Origin of the sequence: Paracoccus broussonetiae (assembly GCF_031854425.1) — a bacterium.
Taxonomy (GTDB): domain Bacteria; phylum Pseudomonadota; class Alphaproteobacteria; order Rhodobacterales; family Rhodobacteraceae; genus Paracoccus; species Paracoccus broussonetiae.
This window is the reverse complement of the sequence record NZ_JAVRQI010000019.1, coordinates 54856-74942: the sequence shown is the minus strand read 5'-3', so window position 1 is coordinate 74942 and position 20087 is coordinate 54856. Positions and strand designations below refer to the sequence as shown.

The following is a 20087-nucleotide window of genomic DNA, read 5'->3' as shown; positions in this document are numbered from 1 at the left end:
CATGCGAGGCCTCGATCGGTTCTATATCGGCGGCGAATGGGTTTTGCCCGAGCCCGGCGCAGCGTTGGCGGATGTCGTCGATCCCGCGACCGGGCGCAGGGTCGCACAGGTCGCCCTCGGCTCGGCCGCCGACGTGGGCAAGGCGGTCGCCGCTGCCCGCGCCGCCTTCCCGGCATTTTCGGCCCTGCCCATCCTCGAGCGGGCGGCGCTGATCCGGCGGGTGCGCGACGGCTGCCTTGCGCGCGCGGCTGACCTAGCCGCCGCCATATCGCAGGAAATGGGCGCACCGCTGCCCTTCGCGGGCGAGGTGCATGTTCCCGGCGGCATTTCCCATCTGGAGGAAATCCTGCGCGTGCTGGACCGCTTCGAATGGCAGCGGATGCAGGGAACAACGCTGATCACCAAGGAAGCCATCGGCGTGGTGGGAATGATCACGCCATGGAACTGGCCCCTGAACCAGACACTGTGCAATATCGCCCCCGCCCTCGCCGCGGGCTGCACCATGATCCTGAAGCCGAGCGAGCTTGCCCCGCTGAGCGCGGCCCTTCTGGCCGAGATCATGGACGAGGCGGGAGTGCCCGCCGGGGTCTTCAACCTCGTCAATGGCGACGGGCCGGGTGTCGGCGCGGCGCTTGCGACCCATCCGGGCGTCGACATGATCTCATTCACCGGCTCGACCCGCGCGGGCGTGCTGGTCCAGAAGGCCGCCGCCGACACGGTGAAGCGCGTGACGCTGGAACTGGGCGGCAAGAGCGCGAATATCCTGCTGCCCGATGTCGATCTGCGCGATGCCGTGGCCAAGGGCGTCGCGCGCTGCATGGCCAATGGCGGCCAGTCCTGCAATGCCCCGACGCGCATGCTGGTGCCGCGCGACCGGCTGGACGAGGTGCGCGCGCTTGCCCGCGAGGCGGCCGAGGGGATTGCCGTCGGCGATCCGTCGCGCCCCGGTGCGATCGGTCCCTTGGCCAATCGGGCGCAATTCCTGAAGGTGCAGGACATGATTTCTGCCGCCATCGCCGAGGGGGCGGAGGTGGTCGCGGGGGGCACCGGGCGGCCGCCGGGCCTCGATCACGGCTACCATGCGCGCCCCACCATCCTGATCGCCCACCCGGACATGGCCATCGCGCGCGAGGAGGTCTTTGGCCCGGTCCTGACCCTTCTGGCATATGAGGATGTAGAGGACGCGGTCCGCATCGCCAATGACACGATCTATGGCCTTGCCGGATATGTGGCGGGCCGCGACGGCGAGGAGGCGCGCCGCGTGGCCGGGCAAATCCGCGCCGGGACCGTCCATGTCAACTACCCTGCGCGCGATCCGGGTGCGCCCTTCGGCGGCTTCAAGCAATCCGGCCTCGGCCGGGAATGGGGCGAGTTCGGGCTGGAGGATTTCCTCGAGATCAAGGGCATCGTCGGATACGGCGCGCCATGAGGTCGTCCTCGCCCGCTGCGGCACGGTTCGGATCGCTTCAGGTGCTGCGGCATCGCGACTATGCCGTCTTCGTGGGCGGCGGGCTGATGGCGCTGACCGGGCAATGGATGCAGCGCGTGGCGCTGGCATGGCTGGTCTGGGAACTGACCCGCTCGACCCTGTGGCTGGGCTTCCTTTCGGCGGCGGACCTGCTTCCCGCCACGCTGATCGGCCTTGTCGGGGGGGCCATCGCCGACCGGGTCAACCGCTACCGGCTGGTGCGCGGGTGCTACGGCGTCACGACCGTTGCCGCGCTGGTGTTCGGCGGGCTCGAACTGGCAGGGATGCTCGGGCCACGGGCGATATTGGTGCTGGTCCTTCTTCAGGGCATCTCGATCGCGCTGAGCCACCCTGCCCGACTGGCGCTGCTGCAAAGCCTCGTCCCGCGCGAGGATTCGGGGCGGGCGGTCGCGGTCGGCGCGGTGACGGTCAACATGGCCCGGCTGATCGGCCCGGCGATGGGCGGATGGCTGATCTATTACTTCGGCATCAGTGCGGTGTTCTTCCTCTGTGCCGCGATGCAAATGGTTTTCCTGGCCTGTTTCCTGATCGTCCCCGACCCGCAGGAGCAGCGCGCCCCGCGCCCCTCCGGCTCGATCCTGTCCGAGATCCGCGATGGCGTGGTCTATCTCTGGCGGATCCCGGTCATGCCGGAAGTTCTTGTCTTCCTGCTGATGTCGGGCGTCTTCCTGCGCTCGATGGTCGAGCTGGTGCCCGCCTTCGCCGCGCGCGGCTTCGAGGTCTCCGCGATCGGCGTCGCCGTCATGTCCTCGACGATGGCGGCGGGGGCGGTGCTGTCCGGGCTGACGGTGAACCCCGGCGCAGACCCCTCCTGGCTGGTCCCAAAGATCAAGCTTTGCTGGGTGATCGCCTCGCTGGCGGTCTGCGTCCTTGCCTTCAGCACTGCGGCGGTGCCGGCGGTCTGCGCGATGGCGGTGCTTGGCTGCTTCATGACGCGCGGCATGATCATGACGCAGACCTATATCCAGATGACGGTCTCGGACCGGATGCGCGGTCGTGCGGTCAGCATCTTCGCCCTGCTCTCACGCGGCAGCCCGCTGTTCGGCGCCCTCGCGGTCGGCGCCGCCGCGGACCGTCTGGGTCTTACGCTTCCCGTGTTGACAAGCGGCGCGGTGATGCTGGTCTTTTCCGGGCTGGCGCTGCTTCGACAGGGGCGCTAACGCGCCCCCGCCTCGTTCGGGATCGCCTCGGCGAGGCCCCAGGGCGCGGCCATCGCGGCAAGCCGGCCCGAGGTGATCAGCCCCGCCAGCCAGGTATCGAGAAACCGCGCCGCGGCCGGTCTGCCGGTCGCGGTGCCGATCGCCTGACGGATCTCGACGAATGGCGGCTCAAGCACCCGCAATCCTTCGGGTTGGGCCGAGGCCATCTCCTCCAGCCGTTGCCTGATCCCGGCGAGGCTGTCGGCCTCGCCCCGTTCGAACGCGGCCCGCGCTGCGGCTCCGTCATCGTAGACACGGATCTGACCCGCCCCCGCCACGCGCATCAGGCCCAGCGAATAGGCGCTGCCCCGCGCCGTCGCGATGGGCAAGCCTTGCGCGATCACCTCCGACGCCGACCGGGCGTCGGCGTCGGAGCGGGTGAGGAAGCATCCCTCCAGCGCCACATAGGGGCGGGTGAAGGCCAACTGCGCCGCGCGGACCGGATCATTCGCGAGAAAGCAGATGTCCCAGACGTCGCGACCCGCCGCCTCGAACACGTCGGCCGCCTTGTCATAGCCGGTGAACGCGACTTCGACCCCAAGCGCGGCGGCAAGCTCATACGCCATCTCGACCGTCAGTCCGTTTGGCGGCTCGCCCGGCCGCGCCAGCAGGTGGTTGCCGAAGTTCAGGGCGACGCGAAGCCGCCCTGTCGGTGTCAGTGGCTCAGTGGCCTCTGTCATGGTTCATCCTAGATCGAGGGAACATAGCCGCGCAGCGCGGGAAACAGCGTGCCGAGCAGCGTGGCAGGCCAGTAGACATGGATCAACTGGTCAAAGACGATATAGACGAACAGCGTCACGGTGGCCGCATAAAGCAGCGTAAGCCGCCACGGTTCGCGCCCCTGCGTCCGCACGTAGATGATGATGAAGATCGGAATCGTCGGGATCAGCCCGACCATCGCCATCAGCGCCATGAACAGGACGAACCAGCCGAAGAATTGCAGACCCCGCGCCATCACCGTCCGCGTCGAAAGACCGTTCGTGTCCGAGGCGAGGTCCATGTAGATCCCCCGCGCGGCGCGCCCGGCGCCTCCGGCTGCGACGCGCCCGCGCATGGTGATGCAATGGACGAAGCTTATCCCCGCGGCGGCAAGCAGCACGGTTCCGACCATCTCGGGACCGGCGCGCGCGGCCAGCGGCCAGAACGAGGCCTCATACATCATGAAGCCGGCAACCGCGATCAGGACGACATAGAACATGTCCGTGGCGTGGAAATGCGGTCGCCCGGAGGGGATCATCCCCCTCAGGCCCGAATGCCGGATTTCGTAGAACAGCGGCTGGACCAGCATCAACGCGGCGACGCCCAGAATGATGATCACGCCCGGCCGCATCATCCAGTCGGCGCCATAGCGCATGATCGAGATCGCGAGATAGCGTTCCAGCAGCGCCCCAAGCACCAGCCCCAGCACCAGCGGTGGCCGTGGCCAGCCAAGCCGCTTCATCGTCCAGCCGACGAGGCCCGCGACCAGCAGCACCAGCATGTCGCCCCAGTCGCGCGAGGCCTGGAAGGCGCCGATATAGACGATGACGAGGATCGCGGGCAGCAGCAGCGTATGGCGCAGCGTCGCGATCCGCGCCAGCGACGCGCTCATCGAGATGCAGATCAGCGTGGCGATGACATTGGCGAGGACGAGGCTCCAGACCATCGAATAGGTGATGTCGAGGTTTCGCGTCAGCATGTCGGGGCCGGGAATGATGCCATGCACCATCATCGCCCCCATGAAGATCGCCATCGCCGCGCTGACAGGGATGCCGAAGACCAGCGTGGTGCCCAGCGTGCCGCTGTTATCGGCATTCGCCGCCGCCTCGGGGGCGATCACGCCGCGGATATCGCCCTTGGTGAAGGTCTCGGAGGCCCCCTTCTCGGTCTTCATCGCATGGCCATAGACGATCCATTCGATGGCCGCGATGCCCGGAATCGCCCCCAGCACCACCGCGATGGAGCTGGAGCGCACGATCAGGAACCAGTTGCGGAAGGCATCGAGAATGCCCTGCCGCCGGCCCTCGCGCGGGTCGAACTGGATGATGTCCTCGGGTTTCTTGCGGGCGATGGCGAGGTCGCAAAGCTCCGGCAGGGCAAAAAGGCCCAGCATCACCGGGATCATCGGCACGCCGTCCCACAGATAGACCCATTCGCCGGTCCAGCGGCGCTGCGCGGTCTGCGCATCGATCCCGATCATCGAGATCATGATGCCGAGGCAGGCGATGGAAACGCCCCGGAGCGGCGCGGAACCGGACAGCGAGGCCACCATCGCCAGCGCAAGCGCCGTGATCGCCAGCAGCTCGGGCGTCCCGATCGCCAGCACGAAGGGCCGGACCACCGGGATCGTGAAGGCGAGGATGAGCGCGCCCACAAGCCCGCCGAGCAGGGATGAGGTATAGCCCGCCGCCAATGCGCGCGCCGCCTGCCCCTTCTTGGCCAGGGCATGGCCGTCGAGACACAGGGCCTGCGCGCTTTGCGTGCCGGGCACGCCCAGCAACACGGCGGGCAGCGAATCCGAGGTGGTGGTGACGGCCTGCATCCCCAGCAGCATCCCCATCGCCGCGACCGGGTCCATCGTATAGGTGAAGGGCACGAGGATCGCGAAGCCCGTGAGCCCGCCGATGCCCGGCACGAGGCCGATGGCCAGCCCGATCACCACGCCAAGGACCAGAAACATCAGCCGGTCCGGCATGAACACCATCGACATGGCGTGAAACGCCGCGTCGATTACACTGAAATCAACCGCTTCCATCTTTCCCCTCCCATGGGGTGAACATGGCGCAAGAAGCCTTGTTTCATTCCGGGCGACGGAGCCTTGCCCCCGCCCACGCATCGGGTCGGAGAAAGCTAGTCCATGGCGCCGACTTCCAGTTGATAGCCGCCATCGCCGCAGGCGGAGACATGGCCGATGCCGGGCATTCCCCAATGATAGCCGGTGCAGGGGATGCGTTCGGCCGCCAGCCGGGCAAGCATGCTTCGGCGCGTCGCCTCGGCAAGCTGCGGGTCGTCATCCGCCGCGAGGTGCCAGCCCGGATGGCGCATGTTGAAGCTGGGGATATTGGTCACGTCGCCCAGCACCATGACCTGATGGTTGCCGGAACCCAGCAAGAGGCTGCTGTGCCCCGCCGAATGGCCGGGGCTCGCCACGGCGCGGATGCCCGGCAGGACCTCGTCCCCGTCGGCATAGGGCACAAGGTTCGGCCAGCCCGCCATGGTCGCCCGCACCCGCCGCGCCAGCGCCAGCCGCGACGGCGGCATCCGCGTCTCGTTTGCCGGGTCGGACCAGAAGTCATGCTCGGCGGCGGGCACGTGGATCGGCAGGTCGGGATAGACCTGTTCCAGAGATTTCGTCATCAGCCCGTGGATGTGGTCGGGGTGATAATGGGTGATGACGATGGCCGAGAGGTCGGCGGGCGCGATTCCCGCCGCCTGCATGTTCCGGCGCAGCCAACCACCCTGCGGGCCGGCATGTTCGCCAAAGCCCGTGTCGAACATCACCAGCCGCCCGCCGATCCGGGCAATCGTGACGGTATAGCTGTTCGGGATGGCGTCGCGTGCGAAGCCCCCCGCCTTCAGTGCATCCTGCACCTCGCCCAACGCGACATTGCGAAAGAAATCCGGGCTGATCGGGCGGGCGGCGCTGCCTTCGAATACCGTGCAGATTTCGATCTCGCCGAATTTCGCCCTATGGAACGGCGCGCCCGAAGGGTTCAGGGGCGTCATCGGTTCGGTCCGGCTCATGACGACCCCTGCCCTGCGGCGGAGACCTGCAGCAGATCCCCATGCGCGGTCATCTTGGCCTCGGCGCCAAACAGCAGGCCCTCCATCACCGCGGGCAAGGTGCGGGGGATGTCGCCGACCGGCAGGCCATGGGTCGGCGCGATGACGCGGACGCCAAGCCTGTCCACCATGCGCTGGAACTCGCGGATATAGATGTTCATGTCTACGAACTTGGTCCAGAACAGCGCCCGCTCGGCATAGACGGCCGAGACATCCTTCAGGTCCAGGTTCTCGCATTCCTCGGCCATCAACCCGCAATGCCCTTCGGTATGGAAATGGCTGTAGGCCAGCCCGTCCCCCGGAAAGAGGACCTTGTGGGCGGGATCGAACAGCCAGAGGGTCGAGCGCAGGTCGCGGATGACCGAATCCAGCGTGACGAGGCGGCGGCCGCCCAGGTCGATCTCCTCCCCCACGGTCATGTGGTGCAACCGCCCGGCATGTTCCGGGAAGGCCAGGTGATAATCGCTGACATCGCCATGCAGCACCATCTCGGGGAAGCGGTCCAGCAGGCGGCCGAGGCTGCCGGCATGGGGCGTCTCCTGATGGGTCAGGAACAGGTGCTTCAGGGGCGGGCGGCGGCCATCGCCCAGCACCGCGTCGATATGGCGCGACAGAACGGGATAGTCCTTGGGTGCACCGGTCTCGATCAGGCAGGACGCATCCTCGCCGCAGACGATGAAGGCGGCGTTGTAGCCATGATAGACCTTGCCGCGGACGCGCTGGATCTGGCAATCGCCGATCCAGAAGACGCCGGGCGCGATCTCGCGCGGAAGGCTGCTCATCGACGGATTCCTTCAGACATAGTGGTCCTCGTTATGGGCGACATAGCGGGGGGGCGTGCGGCTCTGGTCCAGCTTGCGCAACACCTCGTCGAGCATGCGGTAGTGCCGCTCGACGATCTCCGGGCCTTTCAGGATGAAGCCATAGCCCGGCGCGATGGTCTCGATCGGGTAGCTGTCGAAGATGCGCGCCAGCTCGCGGCGAAGTTCGTCCGTCCGGGCGCCCTCCAGCCACCAATAGCGCGTGCTGAGCATGAAGCGGCGCACGCCCGCCTCGGTCGTGGTGTCGGTCGCGGCGGTCAGCGTCCAGTCGTCGCGGGGCGTCGCGGACCAGCTATGGGCGAACATGTCCGACGAGAAGAGGGCGCGCGACAGCGGGTCATAGATCCAGCGCGTGTTGATCAGGCGCAGCGGCGACTGGTTGAACTTGATCCGCCTGCCCTGCTGCCCAAGGTTGATCCATTCGTTGCCGGTGATCTGCTCGACCGGCATCAAGGCGCGGTTCGCCTCTGCCTCGGCGGCGTTGCGGGATTCGAAATCCAGCGACCCGGCGGCGGTCTGGATCGTCGCGTAGAGCTTGCGGATGCCGAAGCGGCGCGCGATCGGAACCGCGTTGCCGACCGAGAGATAGTCGTTGAGCCGCATCACGCTCATCGACAGCGCGGTGCCCGGATCAAGCAGCCCGCCGATCTGCGCGATCATCGCATCGCGGTGAATCCCGAAACCGGTATCCAGAAGCAGCGCCGCGTCCGGCTCCTTCAGCAGGTAGCAGTTGCAGGGCGCATAGCCGCGGGCGCTGATCGGATAATGGCCGACGCGGCCATCCAGCACGATGACGTTGTGCAGCGCATAGGCCTTGCCCTCGGCCAAAGTGGTGACGGGCCCCGGCTCCGACGCGAAGTCAGTGTCGCTTTGCATGGCGATCCTTTCGGAAAGGCGGCTCTCGGGTCGCGACGGACCCGACAGCGCGGCCGTTCATTTGGGTGGGTTGATCAGCGCCCGGACCTTGGCCAGCGTCGCCGCGTCGGTGGCGTAAAGCCGGTCCACGATCCTTGCGACCTCCTCGCCGGTGATCGGCTTCGGTTGCGATCCCTGCGCCTTGGCGGCGGCCAGATATTCGGGATCGGTCGCGGCCGCCATGAACGCCTTGCGCAAGGCGGCAAGGCGATCCTCGGGAATGTCCGGCGGGGCGGCGAAGGGAAGACCCGCCTCCATCGGCAACATCATGAACTCGCTCAATGCCTTGAGTTCGGGATCTTCCGTCAGTTCGAGGATGGTGGGCACCTCGGGGAAATCCTCGCTGCGCTGCATGGCGGTGGTCAGGACCATCGCCGCCCGCCCATCCGCAAGCCACGGCTTTTCCGGCGCGAATGCCATCAGGAAGTCTAGGGAAACCAGACGCCCGTCCACCTCGCCGCGTTCAAGGGCAAGGCTCATCGCGGGCGAGCCGTCATAGCCCTGCACGATCTCGAACTTGGTGCCGTAATACTGGTTCATCATCGCCGGCATCACCCGGTTCTCGTTCGCAAACGAGGTGGCGCTGATCTTCAGCGGCTTCTTGAACAGGTCCTCATGGCTCTTGATCCCGGCATTCGGCCCGACGAGGACGCCATAGCTTTCCCTGTTCAGGCTGCCGACCCAGTTGACCTTCGACGGGTCGAATTCCATCTCGACATCCGAGACCAGCGGAAAATAGAGGTTGTTGCGTTGCAGCAGCGCGATCACGCTGCCATCGGCCGGGGTATTCGTCTGCAGCCGGATGGCGGCGGTCATGCCGCTGGCGCCGGGATTGTTGGTGACGACGATCCGGGGATTGCCTTCCAGGTGCTTTTGCAGGAAGGGCGCGAACTGGCGAACCCAGTTGTCGGACCCTCCGCCCGCCGCGGCGCTGACCACGATGGTCAGGGGCGTGCGGGCATAGAATTCCTCGACAGTTTGCGCCGTCGCCGTCCAGGCGGGGCCAAGCCAGGTGGTGACAGCGGCCAGAATCAGGGCCTTCGAAAATCTCATGGGATTGCTCCGGGTTGCGGTGACGCGACGGCCGTCCGAGGGGTAGCCCACGGACGGGCCGGCTGGTCAGCTCGGCGGGTTCACCAGCGCCCGGGCGCTGTTCAGAACGGTATCGGACGCGCCATAGAGTTGCTCGACGATCTTCGTCACGTCGGGCCCCGATATGGGCGTCGGCGTATTCGCGATCTTCTCCATCTGGGCGACATATTCGGGATCGCCCGCCGCATCGACAAAGGCCTTTTGCAGCGCCTCAAGCCGTTCCGCGGGCACGTCCGGGGGGGCGGCAAAGGGACGCCCCGCCTCCATCGGCAGCAGCACGAATTCGGTCAGGGCCTTGATCTCGGGGTCCTTGGTGAAGTCCAGCAGGTTCGGTGCATCCGGGATCTGCGAGCTGGGGTTCACGGCGGTCTGCATCAGGACCTTGATCCGGCCCTCCTTGAACCAGGGGGCTTCGTTGCCATAGCCCAGAAGGTTGTCGACCGGCAGCATCCGGGCCTCGATCTCGCCCCGCTCAAGCGCGAGGGTCATGGCGTCCGCGCCCTCATAGCCGGTGATGATCTCGAACTTGGTGCCGTAATACTGGTTCATCAGGGCCGGGATCACCCGGTTCTCGTTCGCATAGGAAGTGGCCCCGGTCGGCACCGCGACCTTGAACAGGTCATCGGCCGTCTTGGCCTCGGAATCCGACATCACGGCGACGGTGTAGATTTCCTTGTTGAGGCTGCCCAGCCAGTTCACCTCGCGCGGGTCGAACTCGACCGAGACCTGCGAAACCAGCGGCAGGTAGAGGTTGTTGCGCTGCAGCATGGCGATGACCGTGCCGTCGCGCGGCGCCGAGTTCTGCAACTGGATCGCCGCGGTCATTCCGCTTGCCCCCGGCAGGTTCTGCACGATGATCCGGGGATGACCGGGAATGTGCTTTTCCAGCATGGGCACGAACTGGCGGGCATAGAAATCCGCCCCGCCCCCTGCCGCCGCACCGACGATCAGGGTGATGTCGTGCCTGTCGTAAAATTCTTCGGCGGTCTCGGCGGCCGCCATCGTCGCGAAGGAAGCTTGCGTGGCGAGCACGCCGGCAAGCAATCCGGCCTTCCAGGAATAGTGCATGTCTTTCCTCCCTTTGCCTTTTGGCGGGATGCGGGCCGGGCTCCTCTTCCCGGTTGGCCGCATCAGGACTTCGGTCCTCTCTTGGCGCGGGGGTCGCGACGGGGCGACTCTGGCGCTGTCCGGTCAGTCTAGACCGGTCTTTCCTGCGTCCGGCGTTCCAAATGGTCGAAGCACTTCTGAACTTTTTGCACAAATGGCGGCAGGGCCGATGCCTAGCCGGTGATCCGGCCGATCGGGGGGTAGAAGAGCAGGATCAGGCCCGCAAAGACGATGATCAGCCCTCCGAAGCCGATCATGACCGGACCGGGGCCGAAATGCTGGGACAGCGTGGCCGCGGTCGCGCCGCCGAGCGGGACCAGCGCGCGGTTCAGCAGCATGATCGACATGACCCGCCCGCGCAACTGATCGGGCAGGCGCAGTTGCAGCAGGGTGTTGTTCGTGGCCGAATAGGTGACCTGCGCCATCCCCGCCACCGCAAGGATCAAGGGCGCGATCGGGAACGAGGTGTTGTAGCCGAAAGCCAGCAGCGCCGCGCCGAAGGCAAGCAGCCAGCGCATCATCGTGACGCCCCGGATCAGGCGGCGCGACCGGGCGGCCATCGCGAAGGCGCCAAGGACCGAGCCGACCGCGACGCAGGAGGTGAGCAGGCCCAGCCCCTCGGGACCGACGAAAAACACCTCCTGCACGAAGACGACCAGCAGTGTCACGAAGGACTGCCCGAAAAAGGTGGGGACCATGGCGATCAGCAGAAGCGTCATGACCGTCCTGTCCTGCCGGATATAGGCGAAACCTTCCAGAATGCTGCGCCAGATGTTGCGGCGCGGCGCGGCGGCGGGATCGACGACCGCCGGCGGAAAGCGCATGGCCACCAGCGTCGCCAGGACAAAGACGAAGCTGACCGCGTTGATCAGGAAACAGGCGAGCGTGCCGAGCGTGCTGATGATGAGACCCGCGAGCGCGGGACCGACGATCTTGGTCATGTTCATGGTCAGCGAGTTCAGCGCGACCGCATTCGCCATGTCCTCGCGCGGGACAAGCTCGCCGATCATCGAATGGCGGGTCGGCATGTTGAAGGCGACGACCGCGCCCCGACCCGCCGCCACCAGCAGCACGGCCCAGATGTTCGAGGATCCCGTGGCGACGATGCCTGCCAGCAGCAGCGCCAGCACCATCGCGCAGCTTTGCGTGACCAGCATCATCGCGCGCCGCTCGGTCCGGTCGGCAAAGGCGCCGCCGAGCAGCGTGAACAGCACCATGGGTATGCCCCGGCACAGGTTGACGAGGGCGAGGTAATAGGCCGATCCGGTCATGTCATAGACCAGCCAGTTCAGCGCCAGCTGGTCGATGCGGTCTCCGGTATTTGAAAGCAGCGTCCCGATCCACAGCAGGCGGTAGTTGCGGTGTTTCAGTGCGGCAAACGCGGCTTTCAGCATGATGAGGCAGATTTCTCCGGGCAGTGCTCAGTTCGGACTTGCATAGAGGTGGCAGGCGACGCAATGGCCGGACGCGGCCTCGCGCAGGGGCGGCGGAACTTCGGCGCAGACCGGCATGGCATGGGCGCAGCGCGTGCGGAACGGACAACCCGACGGCGGGTCGAGCGGGCTTGGAACCTCGCCGGTCAGGATGATCTCGCTTGTCGGGATATCCGGGTGCGAGGGCAGCGCCGCCGAATAGAGCGCCTGCGTATAGGGATGCAGCGGATGCAGCGAAAGCTCGTCACTTTCCGCGATCTCGACCAGCTTGCCAAGATACATGACGCCGATCCGGTTGCTCATGTGGCGCACGACCGCAAGGTCGTGGGCGATCAGCAGATAGGCGACGCCCCGGCTCTGCTGCAATTCCTTCAGCAGGTTCATGATCTGCGCCCGGATCGATACGTCCAGCGCCGAGACCGGCTCGTCCAGCACGATCATGTCGGGCTCCAGTGCCAGCGCGCGCGCGATCGCGATCCGCTGGCGCTGGCCACCGCTGAATTCATGCGGATAGTTCGCGGAGACCGAGGGATCGCTCAGTCCCACGTCGTTCAGAACCTTCCTGACCCGCCCCTTCAGTTCCGCGCCCCGGACCCGCGTGTTGACGCGAACCGGCTCGCCCACGATGTCGCCGATCCGCATCCGCGGGCTGAGCGAGCTGTAGGGGTCCTGAAAGACGGCCTGGACCGCGCGGCGATAGGCCCGGCGGTCCTCGGAGGTGAATTGGGTCACGTCCTTGCCGCGAAAACTGATCGCGCCGTCCGACAGGGCCTCAAGCAGCAGGATCAGTTTCGAGGTCGTGCTTTTCCCGCAGCCGGATTCGCCCACCAGCCCCAGCGTCTCGCCCTCGGCGATCGAGAACGAGACGCCGTCCACCGCCTTCAGCACGCCCTTTTGCGGCGCGACCAGACCGCCGCGACTGACGGGGAAATGCTTCCTGATCTCACGGGCCTCAAGGATGACGTCAGACATGGGCCTTTTCCTCCGTTCGCCAGCAACGCGCCATATGCCCACGGGCAATGTCGATCTGCGGCGGGTAAGCCTCCCGGCAGCGGGCATTGGCGAGGCCGCAGCGCGCGGTGAATGCGCAACCCTTGGGAAGGTTCATCAGCGACGGCGGTTGCCCCCCGATCGCATAGAGTGTCTCGGCCCGTTCCTCGAGCTTCGGCAGCGACCTGAGCAGCGCCACCGTGTAGGGATGCTGAGGGTTGTTGAACAGGTCGCGCACCGGCGCGATCTCGACGATGCGACCGGCATACATCACGGCGACCCGGTGGCACATCCGCGCCACGACGCCGAGGTCATGGGTGATGAAGATGATGGCGACCCCGGTTTCCTGCTGAATCTCCTTCAGGAGGCGCAGGTATTGCGACTGGATCGTCACGTCGAGCGCGGTGGTCGGTTCGTCCGCGATCAAGACCTGCGGCTGGCAGGCGAGACCTATCGCGCCGACGACGCGCTGGCGCATGCCCCCGCTCATCTGGTGGGGATAGTCGGACATGCGCGCTTCGGGCGCGGGAATGCGGACAAGGCGCAAAAGCTCCCTGACCTTGTCGCGCAAGCCGCGCCCGGCCAGATTCTGATGGATGGTCAGCGGCTCGGCCACCTGATTGCCGATGCGAAATACCGGGTTCAGCGAAGTCATCGGATCCTGCAGCAGCATCGAGATCCGGCTGCCGCGATAGGCCCGCATCTCGCGCTCGGACTTGGCCAGCAGATCCTCGCCGTCGAAGATCACGCTGCCGCCGACGATGCGCCCGGCCGGTCGTGGCAGCAGCCGCAGCAGGGAAAGGCCCATCATCGTCTTGCCCGAGCCGGATTCGCCCACGATGCCCAGCGTCTCGCCGGGATGCAGGTCGAAGCTGACCCCGTCCACCGCCTTGACCGCGCCCCGCCGCAGCATCAGATGGGCGCGAAGATCCCTAACCTCCAGAATGGGTCTGGTCATGCTCACACCTGCCGCATCTTGGGATCGAGGACGTCGCGCAGCCAGTCGCCCAGCATGTTGAAGGCAAGGACCACCAGCACGATCGCCATGCCGGGAAAGAAGGCGAGCCACCATGCCGTGGTCAGGTATGCCTTACCGCCCGAGACCATTTGCCCCCAGGCAGGGGCCGGAGCCGGAACGCCCGCGCCAAGAAAGCTGAGCGAGGCCTCGGCCAGGATCACGCTGCCGACCTGAAGCGTGCTGAGCACGATCAGCGTATTGATGATGTTCGGGAACAGATGCACCGCCATGATCCGCAGGGGCGAACAGCCCGCGACCTTGGCCTGCGCGACAAAATCGCGGTTCTTTAGCGACAGCACCTCGCCCCGAATCACCCGCGAGGTTCCCGCCCAGTCAAGCAGGCTGATGGCGAGGACCACATTCCAGAGGCCCGCCCCCAGCGCGACGACCAGCACGATGGCAAAGAGGATGCCCGGAAAGGCCAGCGTGGCATCGGCAAGGCGCATCAGCGCCGCGTCTACCCAGCCGCCGAAATAGCCGGCCGTGATCCCGACCACGACGCCGATGGTCTTGGCTACGAGGATGACCGCCACCGCGACGGTCAGCGAGACGCGCGCGCCATACATGATCCGGGTCAGCATGTCGCGCCCCAAGAGGTCGGTGCCGAGGGGGTGGGCGAGCTGCCCGCCCTTGACCCAGAACGGCGGCAGCAGGCGCAGCGCGAGGTTGGGCTGCGTCGGCGAATAGGGTGTCAGGAAATTCGCGAAGATGGCCGCAAGGACGAAAAGGCCGATGATGAGCAGCGAAATGATAGGCGCCCCCGCAAGCAGGCTGAACGCCCGCCTGCCCCGGCCCGGTGGCCGGTAAGGGATGGAACGGTCGTCGACGGATTGTGACATTCTGGGTCTCCTTGCGCATTCGCATGCGCCGGCTGCGAGGCAGCGTGGCCTAGTCGTAGCGGATACGGGGATCGATGTAGGCGTAGAGGATATCGACCAGCAGGTTGAAGGTGATGGTGATCGCGCTGACCACCAGCACGCAGGCCTGCACCAGCGGGAAGTCGCGCGTGCTGATGCCTTCGTAGAGCAGCCGCCCGATGCCGGGCCATGCGAAGACCACCTCGGCGATCATGGCGCCGGTGATGATGTTTCCGAAATGCATGCCCACCATCGTCGTGACCGGGATCAGCGCATTGCGGAAGGCGTGCTTGAAGATAACCGAGGATTCCGAGGCGCCCTTCACCCGGGCCAGCTTGACGAATTCGCTGTCCATCACCTCCAGCATGCTGGAGCGCAGCATCCGGGACTGCGCGGCGATGGTGGTCCAGGCCATCGCGCCCACCGGCAGGACATAGTTCTGCCAGCTTCCCATGCCTGAAACCGGCAGCCATCTGAGGTGGACCGCGAAGAACCACATCAGCAGGATCCCGAGCCAGAAGGTCGGCAAGGCCTGCCCGACCGCGGTGACGGTGCGCAGTACCACGTCGAAACGCGTTCCCTTGATCACCGCGCCAAGGATCCCGATCGGGATCATGATGAGCGTGGTGAAGATCACCGAGACGACGCCCAGCTTCGCGGAATTCGGCAGGCGCTCGGCGATCAGGTCAATCACCGGCTGCCCGGTGACGAAGGCCCGGCCGAAATCGCCCTGAAGCACGCCGCCCAGCCAGGCGAGGTATTGCATCCAGATCGGGCTGTCGAGTTTCAGGCTTTGCTCGCAAAGGGCGAAATCCGCCTCGCGCGCCTCGGGCGGCAGCATCACATCGCAGGGGCTTCCGGTCAGCCGGCTGGTAAAGAAGATGGCGATCGACAGCAGGAACAGCGCGATCAGCGCCTGAAAAACCCGCCGGATGATGAAACGGTGCATTCTCCTGACTCCTCCCTCCAGGTCATGCCGCGCGGCGGGATGCGCCGCGCATGGGCCTCACCCGTCAGAGGTGGCGGGCATACCAGTCGAGGCTTTCCTGCATGATGCTGGCAAAGACTTCGGGATTGTTCGCCGGATAGACCTCGCCATGACCCGAGCCGGGAATGACCATCAGCTTTTTCGGCTCGCCCGCCTTGGCATACATGCTGCGCGCCTCGTCCACCGGAACGATGGCATCGCGCTCGGCATTCACGAACAGGATGGCGCGGGGCGAGATCTGGTGGACCACCGATTCCGGCCTGAACGACATCAGGTTGTCGGTGTTCTCGAGCGGGTAACCTTCCTTGTTGTAGGTCTCCTTGTCCTTGGACTTCTTGCGCAGCTCCTCATGCTCCGGGCCGAGATATTCGTTGCCGCGATAGGCCCGGCGCTTCGACTCTCCGGTCATCACGCGGCGGATGCGGTCCTCCTTGATCTGGTCCTGAAGTTCGAGGAATTCGTAATAGGGCATGCGAAGCCTGAAGCGCCGTTCGCCATCGCCCATGCCGCCGACCTCGACCGCGCATTTCACGCGCTCGTCCACGCCTGCGGTGTAGACGGCATAAGCGCCACCGATGGAAAGCCCGATCAGGCCGATGCGCTCGGGATCGACTTCGGGGCGCTGCTGGGCATAGGTGATCGCATCCTCGATGTCGCGGAAGCGGTTCTGCCAGATGCTGCGGCCGCGTATCCCCTCGCTCTCGCCGAAGCCGCGGTGGTGAAAGGTCAGGAAGCAGTAGCCCGCCTCGCTCAGCTCGCCGCCGATGATCTTCAGCGCATTGGCCGTGCTCGTGCCCGACCCGCCATGGATGCCGATGATGCAGGGCAGGCGCTCGCCTTTCTTGCGACTGTCGGGCGCGCGAAACGTGCCGGCGATCTTCAGGCAATCGCTGTAGAAGTGGATCTTTTCTTCCATATTCAGTCTCCAGACTGGTTTTGCGTTCCGGCGATCAGCCGGGAAATCAGGGGCGGGTCACCAGCCCGCGATAGTTGTTGCCGGTCTTGGCCCGGCCGAGATCCCATTCCGGCACATTCGCGCTGGTGGCGACCGCAAGATCCAGCTCCGCGATGACGGTGCTGAACCAGTTGTCATAGATGTTCTGATAGATATCCGAGACCCGCGCCTGGACGACCTTGTCGTCGGTGGTTTCCAGCGCCTCGCGGAACATCGCGGCCAGTTCGGGATGGTCCTCGGCCTTGATATTTGCCCCGGAGTCATAGTCGGAATCGAAGCGCGCGGCCAATTCGTGCAGGATGCTCTTGCAGGATTCAGCGGCGCTGTTGTCCATGACGACCACATGGTTTCCGACATCGCCATTCCGCTTCTGCGAGCGGTAGGCCTCGTAGGTGGTGTTGCGGATGACCGGATTGAGGCCGATGGCCTGCCAGTAGCCCACGACCACCTCGACCACCTGCGCAAGCTCGGGGACGCCCGCGCGGTTCATGTTCGGGACGGTGAAGGTATAGCCCGACAGCCCGGCCTCCTGGATCAGGCGCGCCGCCTCCTCGGGATCGTAGCCGCGCGGCTCCAGCGCGGGGATCTGCGCGCAGGTGTCGACGATGCTGCCCGGATAGCTGACGGCGAGGCGACCCATGCCGCCGAAGATGCCGTCAAGGATGGCCTGCTTGTCGATAGCCAGATCCAGCGCCTGACGGAACCGCTTGTCCTTCAGGGCCGGGCTGGTCCATTGCATCTCTCCGCGGATGTTCAGCAGCGTGTCGCCGGGCTTGGTCAGCACCTTGAAGCCCTCTTCCTGCAGGTCCTTGACGCGAAAGCGGCTGATCTCGGTGATGTCGCCTTCGCCGGTTTCCAGCTTGGCGACGCGGGTGGCTTCCTCGGGGACGATCTGGAAGGTCATGTATTGGAAGCGCGGGACGCCGACCTGCCAATGGTTCGGCAGGGCCTCCAGCTTGATGAAGGACCCCGCGCTTTGCGAGTGCCATTTATAGGGGCCGCTGCCGACGGGATGCTTGGCGAACTCGTCCGGCCCGACCTTCTCGTAATAGTCCCTGGGGATCACCATGGCGAGCGAGCCGGTGAAATAGCGGTCGAGATAGATCGAGGGTTTGTTCAGATGCACGACCACCGTGTAATCGTCCGGGGTGTCGATGCTCTTGATCGTCTCGCGGATATAGTCGGCGTAACCGCTGCGCGAATCCGGCTCGGCCGTCTGCCAGATGCTGAAGGCGACATCCTTCGCGGTCAGGTCGTCGCCGTTATGGAACTTGACCCCCTGCCGGATATGGAACGTCCAGGTCAGCTCATCCGTCATTTCCCATTTCTCGGCCAGCCCCCGGGCGGGATCGAAGCTGCCATCGGGCGCGACCCCGATCAGCGCGTCATAAAGCAGCTGCGTGTAGTCATTGGCCTGCCCGAGAGCCAGACGCGGGACCGGGATCTCGCTTCCGAAGCCGGCGCCGAGGGTGATGATCTCGCCTTCCGGGGCGGCTTGCTGGGCAAGCGTGTCCCCCGGCAGGGCCGTGGCTGCAAAGACCGCCATTGCAGTCATGCCGAACAGAGATTTCAGATTCATGGCACACATTCCTCCTCCAACCACATGTTCTTGCCCGTCGGTCCTCTTCCCCTCCGGCGGTCGGCAAGGCCCAGTCTTGGGGCAAAAATCATGTCGCTCAACATAAGCTTTCGCCCGATTACTATTGATTTTTTGTCCTCAATCCGCTCGCGTTTCCGTGAGCTTTCGCATGACCCCTATCCCTGCCGGGTCAGGTCATAGAACATGTGCTCCTCGCTCAACTGGCCCGGAGACCAGTCCGGCGTCCGCGGCGTGGTGGCGATGATCTCGCTGATTTCGCAGATCGGCACAAAGTAATACTGGTCGTAGATCCGCTGGTAGACCTGCCCGAGCAATTCGTTGATCCGGTCCTGATCGAGGCTCACCGATGCCTCGTCCAGCATTGCGTCAAGCCCGGCGTCCCGGATGATGGTCCTGCCGGACGAGGAATGCAGGTAAAGCTTCATCGCGTCGAGAATGTCGTAGGCGCTGGGATCGGTGACACCGTCGGTCCCCATCACGTTCCCCTCGACCTTGCCGGCCCGCCAATCCGCCTGGAACGAGGTGAAGTCGGTATTGTAGATGACCGGGCTGAGACCGACCGCCTGCCAATAGCCGACGACCGCCTCGACCAGCACCGGGAACTCGGGCGCCAGCGTGCGCTGATAGCTCGGGACGCGGAACTCGTAGCCCTCGAAACCCGCCTCGCGGATCAGCCGTTGCGCCTCGGCCGGGTCGTAGCCGTATGGGGCAAGCTCGGGGATGGTTCCCGCGACCCTGATGACGCTGCCCGGCCAGGTCGTCGTGGGCGTCGCCTGACCGTCGAACACGGTCGCCATGATCGCCGCCTTGTCGATCGCGAGGTTCAGCGCCTTTCGAAAGCGGATGTCGGAGAATGCCGGCGAGGTCCATTGCATGTTCGGCCGGAAATTCATGATCGCGGCATTGGTCTTGCGGATCGTCTTCAGCCCCGCCCCCTCGATCTGGGCGACCTTGTCGCGCCCGACAGTGGTGATATCGGCCGCCCCGGTCGTCAGCATCGCGATCGAGGTCGCCTCCTCCGGGATCATCAGCAGCTTCAGCGACCCGAAGCGCGGCTTGCCGTCACGCCAATGATGGTCGATCGCTTCCAACCGGATTTCCGATCCGACCACGACGGATGAAAAGCGATAGGGACCGCTGCCGATCGGACGGTCGGTGAAGGCATCGTCGCCGACCGTCTCGTAATAGGCCTTCGGCAGGATGATGCCCGACCGGTTGGAACAAAACGCGGCCAGATCGAGGAAAGGCCGGTTGCAGCGCACGACCAGCGTATAAGGATCGACGACGTCGATCCCGGCCAGCAATTCCCGCATCTCGGCCGCCCGGGACGAGCGGGAGTTGGGCCCGATCGCCGCCTCCATGCTGAATTTCGCATCCTCGGCGGTAACGTCGCTGCCATCGTGGAACGTGACGCCGCGCCTGATGTGGAAGGTCCAGGTCTTGCCGTCGGGCGACATGTCCCAATCCTCGGCGATCCCCCTCTCCTTCGACAGGTTGCCGTCGGGATCGGGTGCGACCAGCCGGTCATAGATCAGCGGAAGATATTCCATCGAGCCGCCGCTTTCCCGCAGCGGATTGGGAACCAGAAAGCCAAGCCGCCTGAGCGCGATGACGAGGCCCTCCCCCTCCGGCTCGGCCGCCATCAGCGCGCCGCCGGTGATATCCGCCGCGGCGGCAAGGCCCAGACTTGCGGCGGAAAGCCTGAGGAATGTCCGTTTCCCCATGCCGCCGCCCTGCCCGTTCGTCTTCTGCAAGATCCTTTCCATATGCGCGCTCCTCCCAGCAATGCATATCGGGACGGCTCCGGTCAGACCGGCGCCCAAGGTCGTCTCGGCAGGGCACGCGACGGGCATGGCCGCCG

General features: G+C 65.5%; 17 protein-coding genes. 2 read left to right on the top strand and 15 right to left on the bottom strand.

Features of this window, described 5'->3' with window-relative positions; translation table 11 throughout:
* The first annotated feature begins 1 nt into the window (after window position 1).
* The gene (locus tag RM190_RS20460) at window positions 2-1429 is read left to right on the top strand and encodes an aldehyde dehydrogenase family protein (RefSeq protein ID WP_311761332.1); all 1428 of its coding nucleotides are present in this window, start codon (window positions 2-4) and stop codon (window positions 1427-1429) included.
* Entirely contained in the window at window positions 1426-2649 is a 1224-nt protein-coding gene (locus RM190_RS20455; RefSeq protein WP_311761331.1) for an MFS transporter, read from the top strand. The genes RM190_RS20460 and RM190_RS20455 overlap by 4 nt, the downstream gene beginning before the upstream one ends.
* Here the strand turns inward: RM190_RS20455 and RM190_RS20450 are convergent.
* The 15 genes from RM190_RS20450 to RM190_RS20380 form a co-directional block, all read right to left on the bottom strand.
* A complete protein-coding gene (locus tag RM190_RS20450) occupies window positions 2646-3368 on the bottom strand; it encodes a transporter substrate-binding domain-containing protein (RefSeq protein WP_311761330.1) in 723 nt (240 codons plus the stop codon). The two genes, RM190_RS20455 and RM190_RS20450, sit on opposite strands and share 4 nt — an antisense overlap.
* Before the next feature lie 8 nt (window positions 3369-3376).
* The gene (locus tag RM190_RS20445; RefSeq protein WP_311761329.1) at window positions 3377-5422 is read right to left on the bottom strand and encodes a tripartite tricarboxylate transporter permease; all 2046 of its coding nucleotides are present in this window, start codon (window positions 5420-5422) and stop codon (window positions 3377-3379) included.
* A 95-nt stretch (window positions 5423-5517) separates the two neighbouring features.
* Window positions 5518-6411, bottom strand: coding sequence for an MBL fold metallo-hydrolase (locus RM190_RS20440; RefSeq protein ID WP_311761328.1), 894 nt, complete (start codon window positions 6409-6411; stop codon window positions 5518-5520).
* Window positions 6408-7232: an MBL fold metallo-hydrolase gene (locus tag RM190_RS20435; protein ID WP_311761327.1), complete on the bottom strand. Its 825-nt coding sequence runs from the start codon at window positions 7230-7232 to the stop codon at window positions 6408-6410. Before RM190_RS20435 ends, RM190_RS20440 begins: the two co-directional genes overlap by 4 nt.
* Before the next feature lie 12 nt (window positions 7233-7244).
* The gene (locus RM190_RS20430; RefSeq protein ID WP_311761326.1) at window positions 7245-8147 is read right to left on the bottom strand and encodes a hypothetical protein; all 903 of its coding nucleotides are present in this window, start codon (window positions 8145-8147) and stop codon (window positions 7245-7247) included.
* A 57-nt stretch (window positions 8148-8204) separates the two neighbouring features.
* Window positions 8205-9239: a Bug family tripartite tricarboxylate transporter substrate binding protein gene (locus RM190_RS20425; RefSeq protein WP_311761325.1), complete on the bottom strand. Its 1035-nt coding sequence runs from the start codon at window positions 9237-9239 to the stop codon at window positions 8205-8207.
* 66 nt (window positions 9240-9305) lie between these two features.
* Entirely contained in the window at window positions 9306-10346 is a 1041-nt protein-coding gene (locus RM190_RS20420; protein WP_311761324.1) for a Bug family tripartite tricarboxylate transporter substrate binding protein, read from the bottom strand.
* Between the two features lie 212 nt (window positions 10347-10558).
* Window positions 10559-11779, bottom strand: a complete 1221-nt coding sequence (locus RM190_RS20415) for an MFS transporter (protein ID WP_311761323.1) — start codon at window positions 11777-11779, stop codon at window positions 10559-10561.
* A gap of 27 nt (window positions 11780-11806) precedes the next feature.
* Window positions 11807-12790, bottom strand: coding sequence for an ABC transporter ATP-binding protein (locus RM190_RS20410; RefSeq protein ID WP_311761322.1), 984 nt, complete (start codon window positions 12788-12790; stop codon window positions 11807-11809).
* Window positions 12783-13766, bottom strand: a complete 984-nt coding sequence (locus RM190_RS20405; RefSeq protein WP_311761321.1) for an ABC transporter ATP-binding protein — start codon at window positions 13764-13766, stop codon at window positions 12783-12785. Before RM190_RS20405 ends, RM190_RS20410 begins: the two co-directional genes overlap by 8 nt.
* A gap of 2 nt (window positions 13767-13768) precedes the next feature.
* The gene (locus RM190_RS20400; RefSeq protein ID WP_311761320.1) at window positions 13769-14665 is read right to left on the bottom strand and encodes an ABC transporter permease; all 897 of its coding nucleotides are present in this window, start codon (window positions 14663-14665) and stop codon (window positions 13769-13771) included.
* A 49-nt stretch (window positions 14666-14714) separates the two neighbouring features.
* Window positions 14715-15632, bottom strand: coding sequence for an ABC transporter permease (locus RM190_RS20395; RefSeq protein WP_311761319.1), 918 nt, complete (start codon window positions 15630-15632; stop codon window positions 14715-14717).
* Between the two features lie 64 nt (window positions 15633-15696).
* Complete coding sequence (locus RM190_RS20390; RefSeq protein ID WP_311761318.1) at window positions 15697-16587, bottom strand: alpha/beta hydrolase; 891 nt, start codon at window positions 16585-16587, stop codon at window positions 15697-15699.
* Between the two features lie 46 nt (window positions 16588-16633).
* On the bottom strand, window positions 16634-18205 hold the full coding sequence (locus tag RM190_RS20385) for an ABC transporter substrate-binding protein (RefSeq protein WP_311761317.1): 1572 nt from the start codon (window positions 18203-18205) through the stop codon (window positions 16634-16636).
* Between the two features lie 176 nt (window positions 18206-18381).
* Window positions 18382-19992, bottom strand: a complete 1611-nt coding sequence (locus RM190_RS20380; RefSeq protein ID WP_311761316.1) for an ABC transporter substrate-binding protein — start codon at window positions 19990-19992, stop codon at window positions 18382-18384.
* Window positions 19993-20087 lie beyond the last annotated feature (95 nt).

Excerpts from the sequence above, each read along its gene's own strand:
- RM190_RS20460 (WP_311761332.1), top strand. The coding sequence starts at position 2 with ATGCGAGGCCTCGATCGGTTCTATATCGGCGGCGAATGGGTTTTGCCC.
- RM190_RS20455 (WP_311761331.1), top strand. The coding sequence starts at position 1,426 with ATGAGGTCGTCCTCGCCCGCTGCGGCACGGTTCGGATCGCTTCAGGTG.
- RM190_RS20450 (WP_311761330.1), bottom strand. The coding sequence starts at position 3,368 with ATGACAGAGGCCACTGAGCCACTGACACCGACAGGGCGGCTTCGCGTC.
- RM190_RS20445 (WP_311761329.1), bottom strand. The coding sequence starts at position 5,422 with ATGGAAGCGGTTGATTTCAGTGTAATCGACGCGGCGTTTCACGCCATG.
- RM190_RS20440 (WP_311761328.1), bottom strand. The coding sequence starts at position 6,411 with ATGAGCCGGACCGAACCGATGACGCCCCTGAACCCTTCGGGCGCGCCG.
- RM190_RS20435 (WP_311761327.1), bottom strand. The coding sequence starts at position 7,232 with ATGAGCAGCCTTCCGCGCGAGATCGCGCCCGGCGTCTTCTGGATCGGC.
- RM190_RS20430 (WP_311761326.1), bottom strand. The coding sequence starts at position 8,147 with ATGCAAAGCGACACTGACTTCGCGTCGGAGCCGGGGCCCGTCACCACT.
- RM190_RS20425 (WP_311761325.1), bottom strand. The coding sequence starts at position 9,239 with ATGAGATTTTCGAAGGCCCTGATTCTGGCCGCTGTCACCACCTGGCTT.
- RM190_RS20420 (WP_311761324.1), bottom strand. The coding sequence starts at position 10,346 with ATGCACTATTCCTGGAAGGCCGGATTGCTTGCCGGCGTGCTCGCCACG.
- RM190_RS20415 (WP_311761323.1), bottom strand. The coding sequence starts at position 11,779 with ATGCTGAAAGCCGCGTTTGCCGCACTGAAACACCGCAACTACCGCCTG.
- RM190_RS20410 (WP_311761322.1), bottom strand. The coding sequence starts at position 12,790 with ATGTCTGACGTCATCCTTGAGGCCCGTGAGATCAGGAAGCATTTCCCC.
- RM190_RS20405 (WP_311761321.1), bottom strand. The coding sequence starts at position 13,766 with ATGACCAGACCCATTCTGGAGGTTAGGGATCTTCGCGCCCATCTGATG.
- RM190_RS20400 (WP_311761320.1), bottom strand. The coding sequence starts at position 14,665 with ATGTCACAATCCGTCGACGACCGTTCCATCCCTTACCGGCCACCGGGC.
- RM190_RS20395 (WP_311761319.1), bottom strand. The coding sequence starts at position 15,632 with ATGCACCGTTTCATCATCCGGCGGGTTTTTCAGGCGCTGATCGCGCTG.
- RM190_RS20390 (WP_311761318.1), bottom strand. The coding sequence starts at position 16,587 with ATGGAAGAAAAGATCCACTTCTACAGCGATTGCCTGAAGATCGCCGGC.
- RM190_RS20385 (WP_311761317.1), bottom strand. The coding sequence starts at position 18,205 with ATGAATCTGAAATCTCTGTTCGGCATGACTGCAATGGCGGTCTTTGCA.
- RM190_RS20380 (WP_311761316.1), bottom strand. The coding sequence starts at position 19,992 with ATGGAAAGGATCTTGCAGAAGACGAACGGGCAGGGCGGCGGCATGGGG.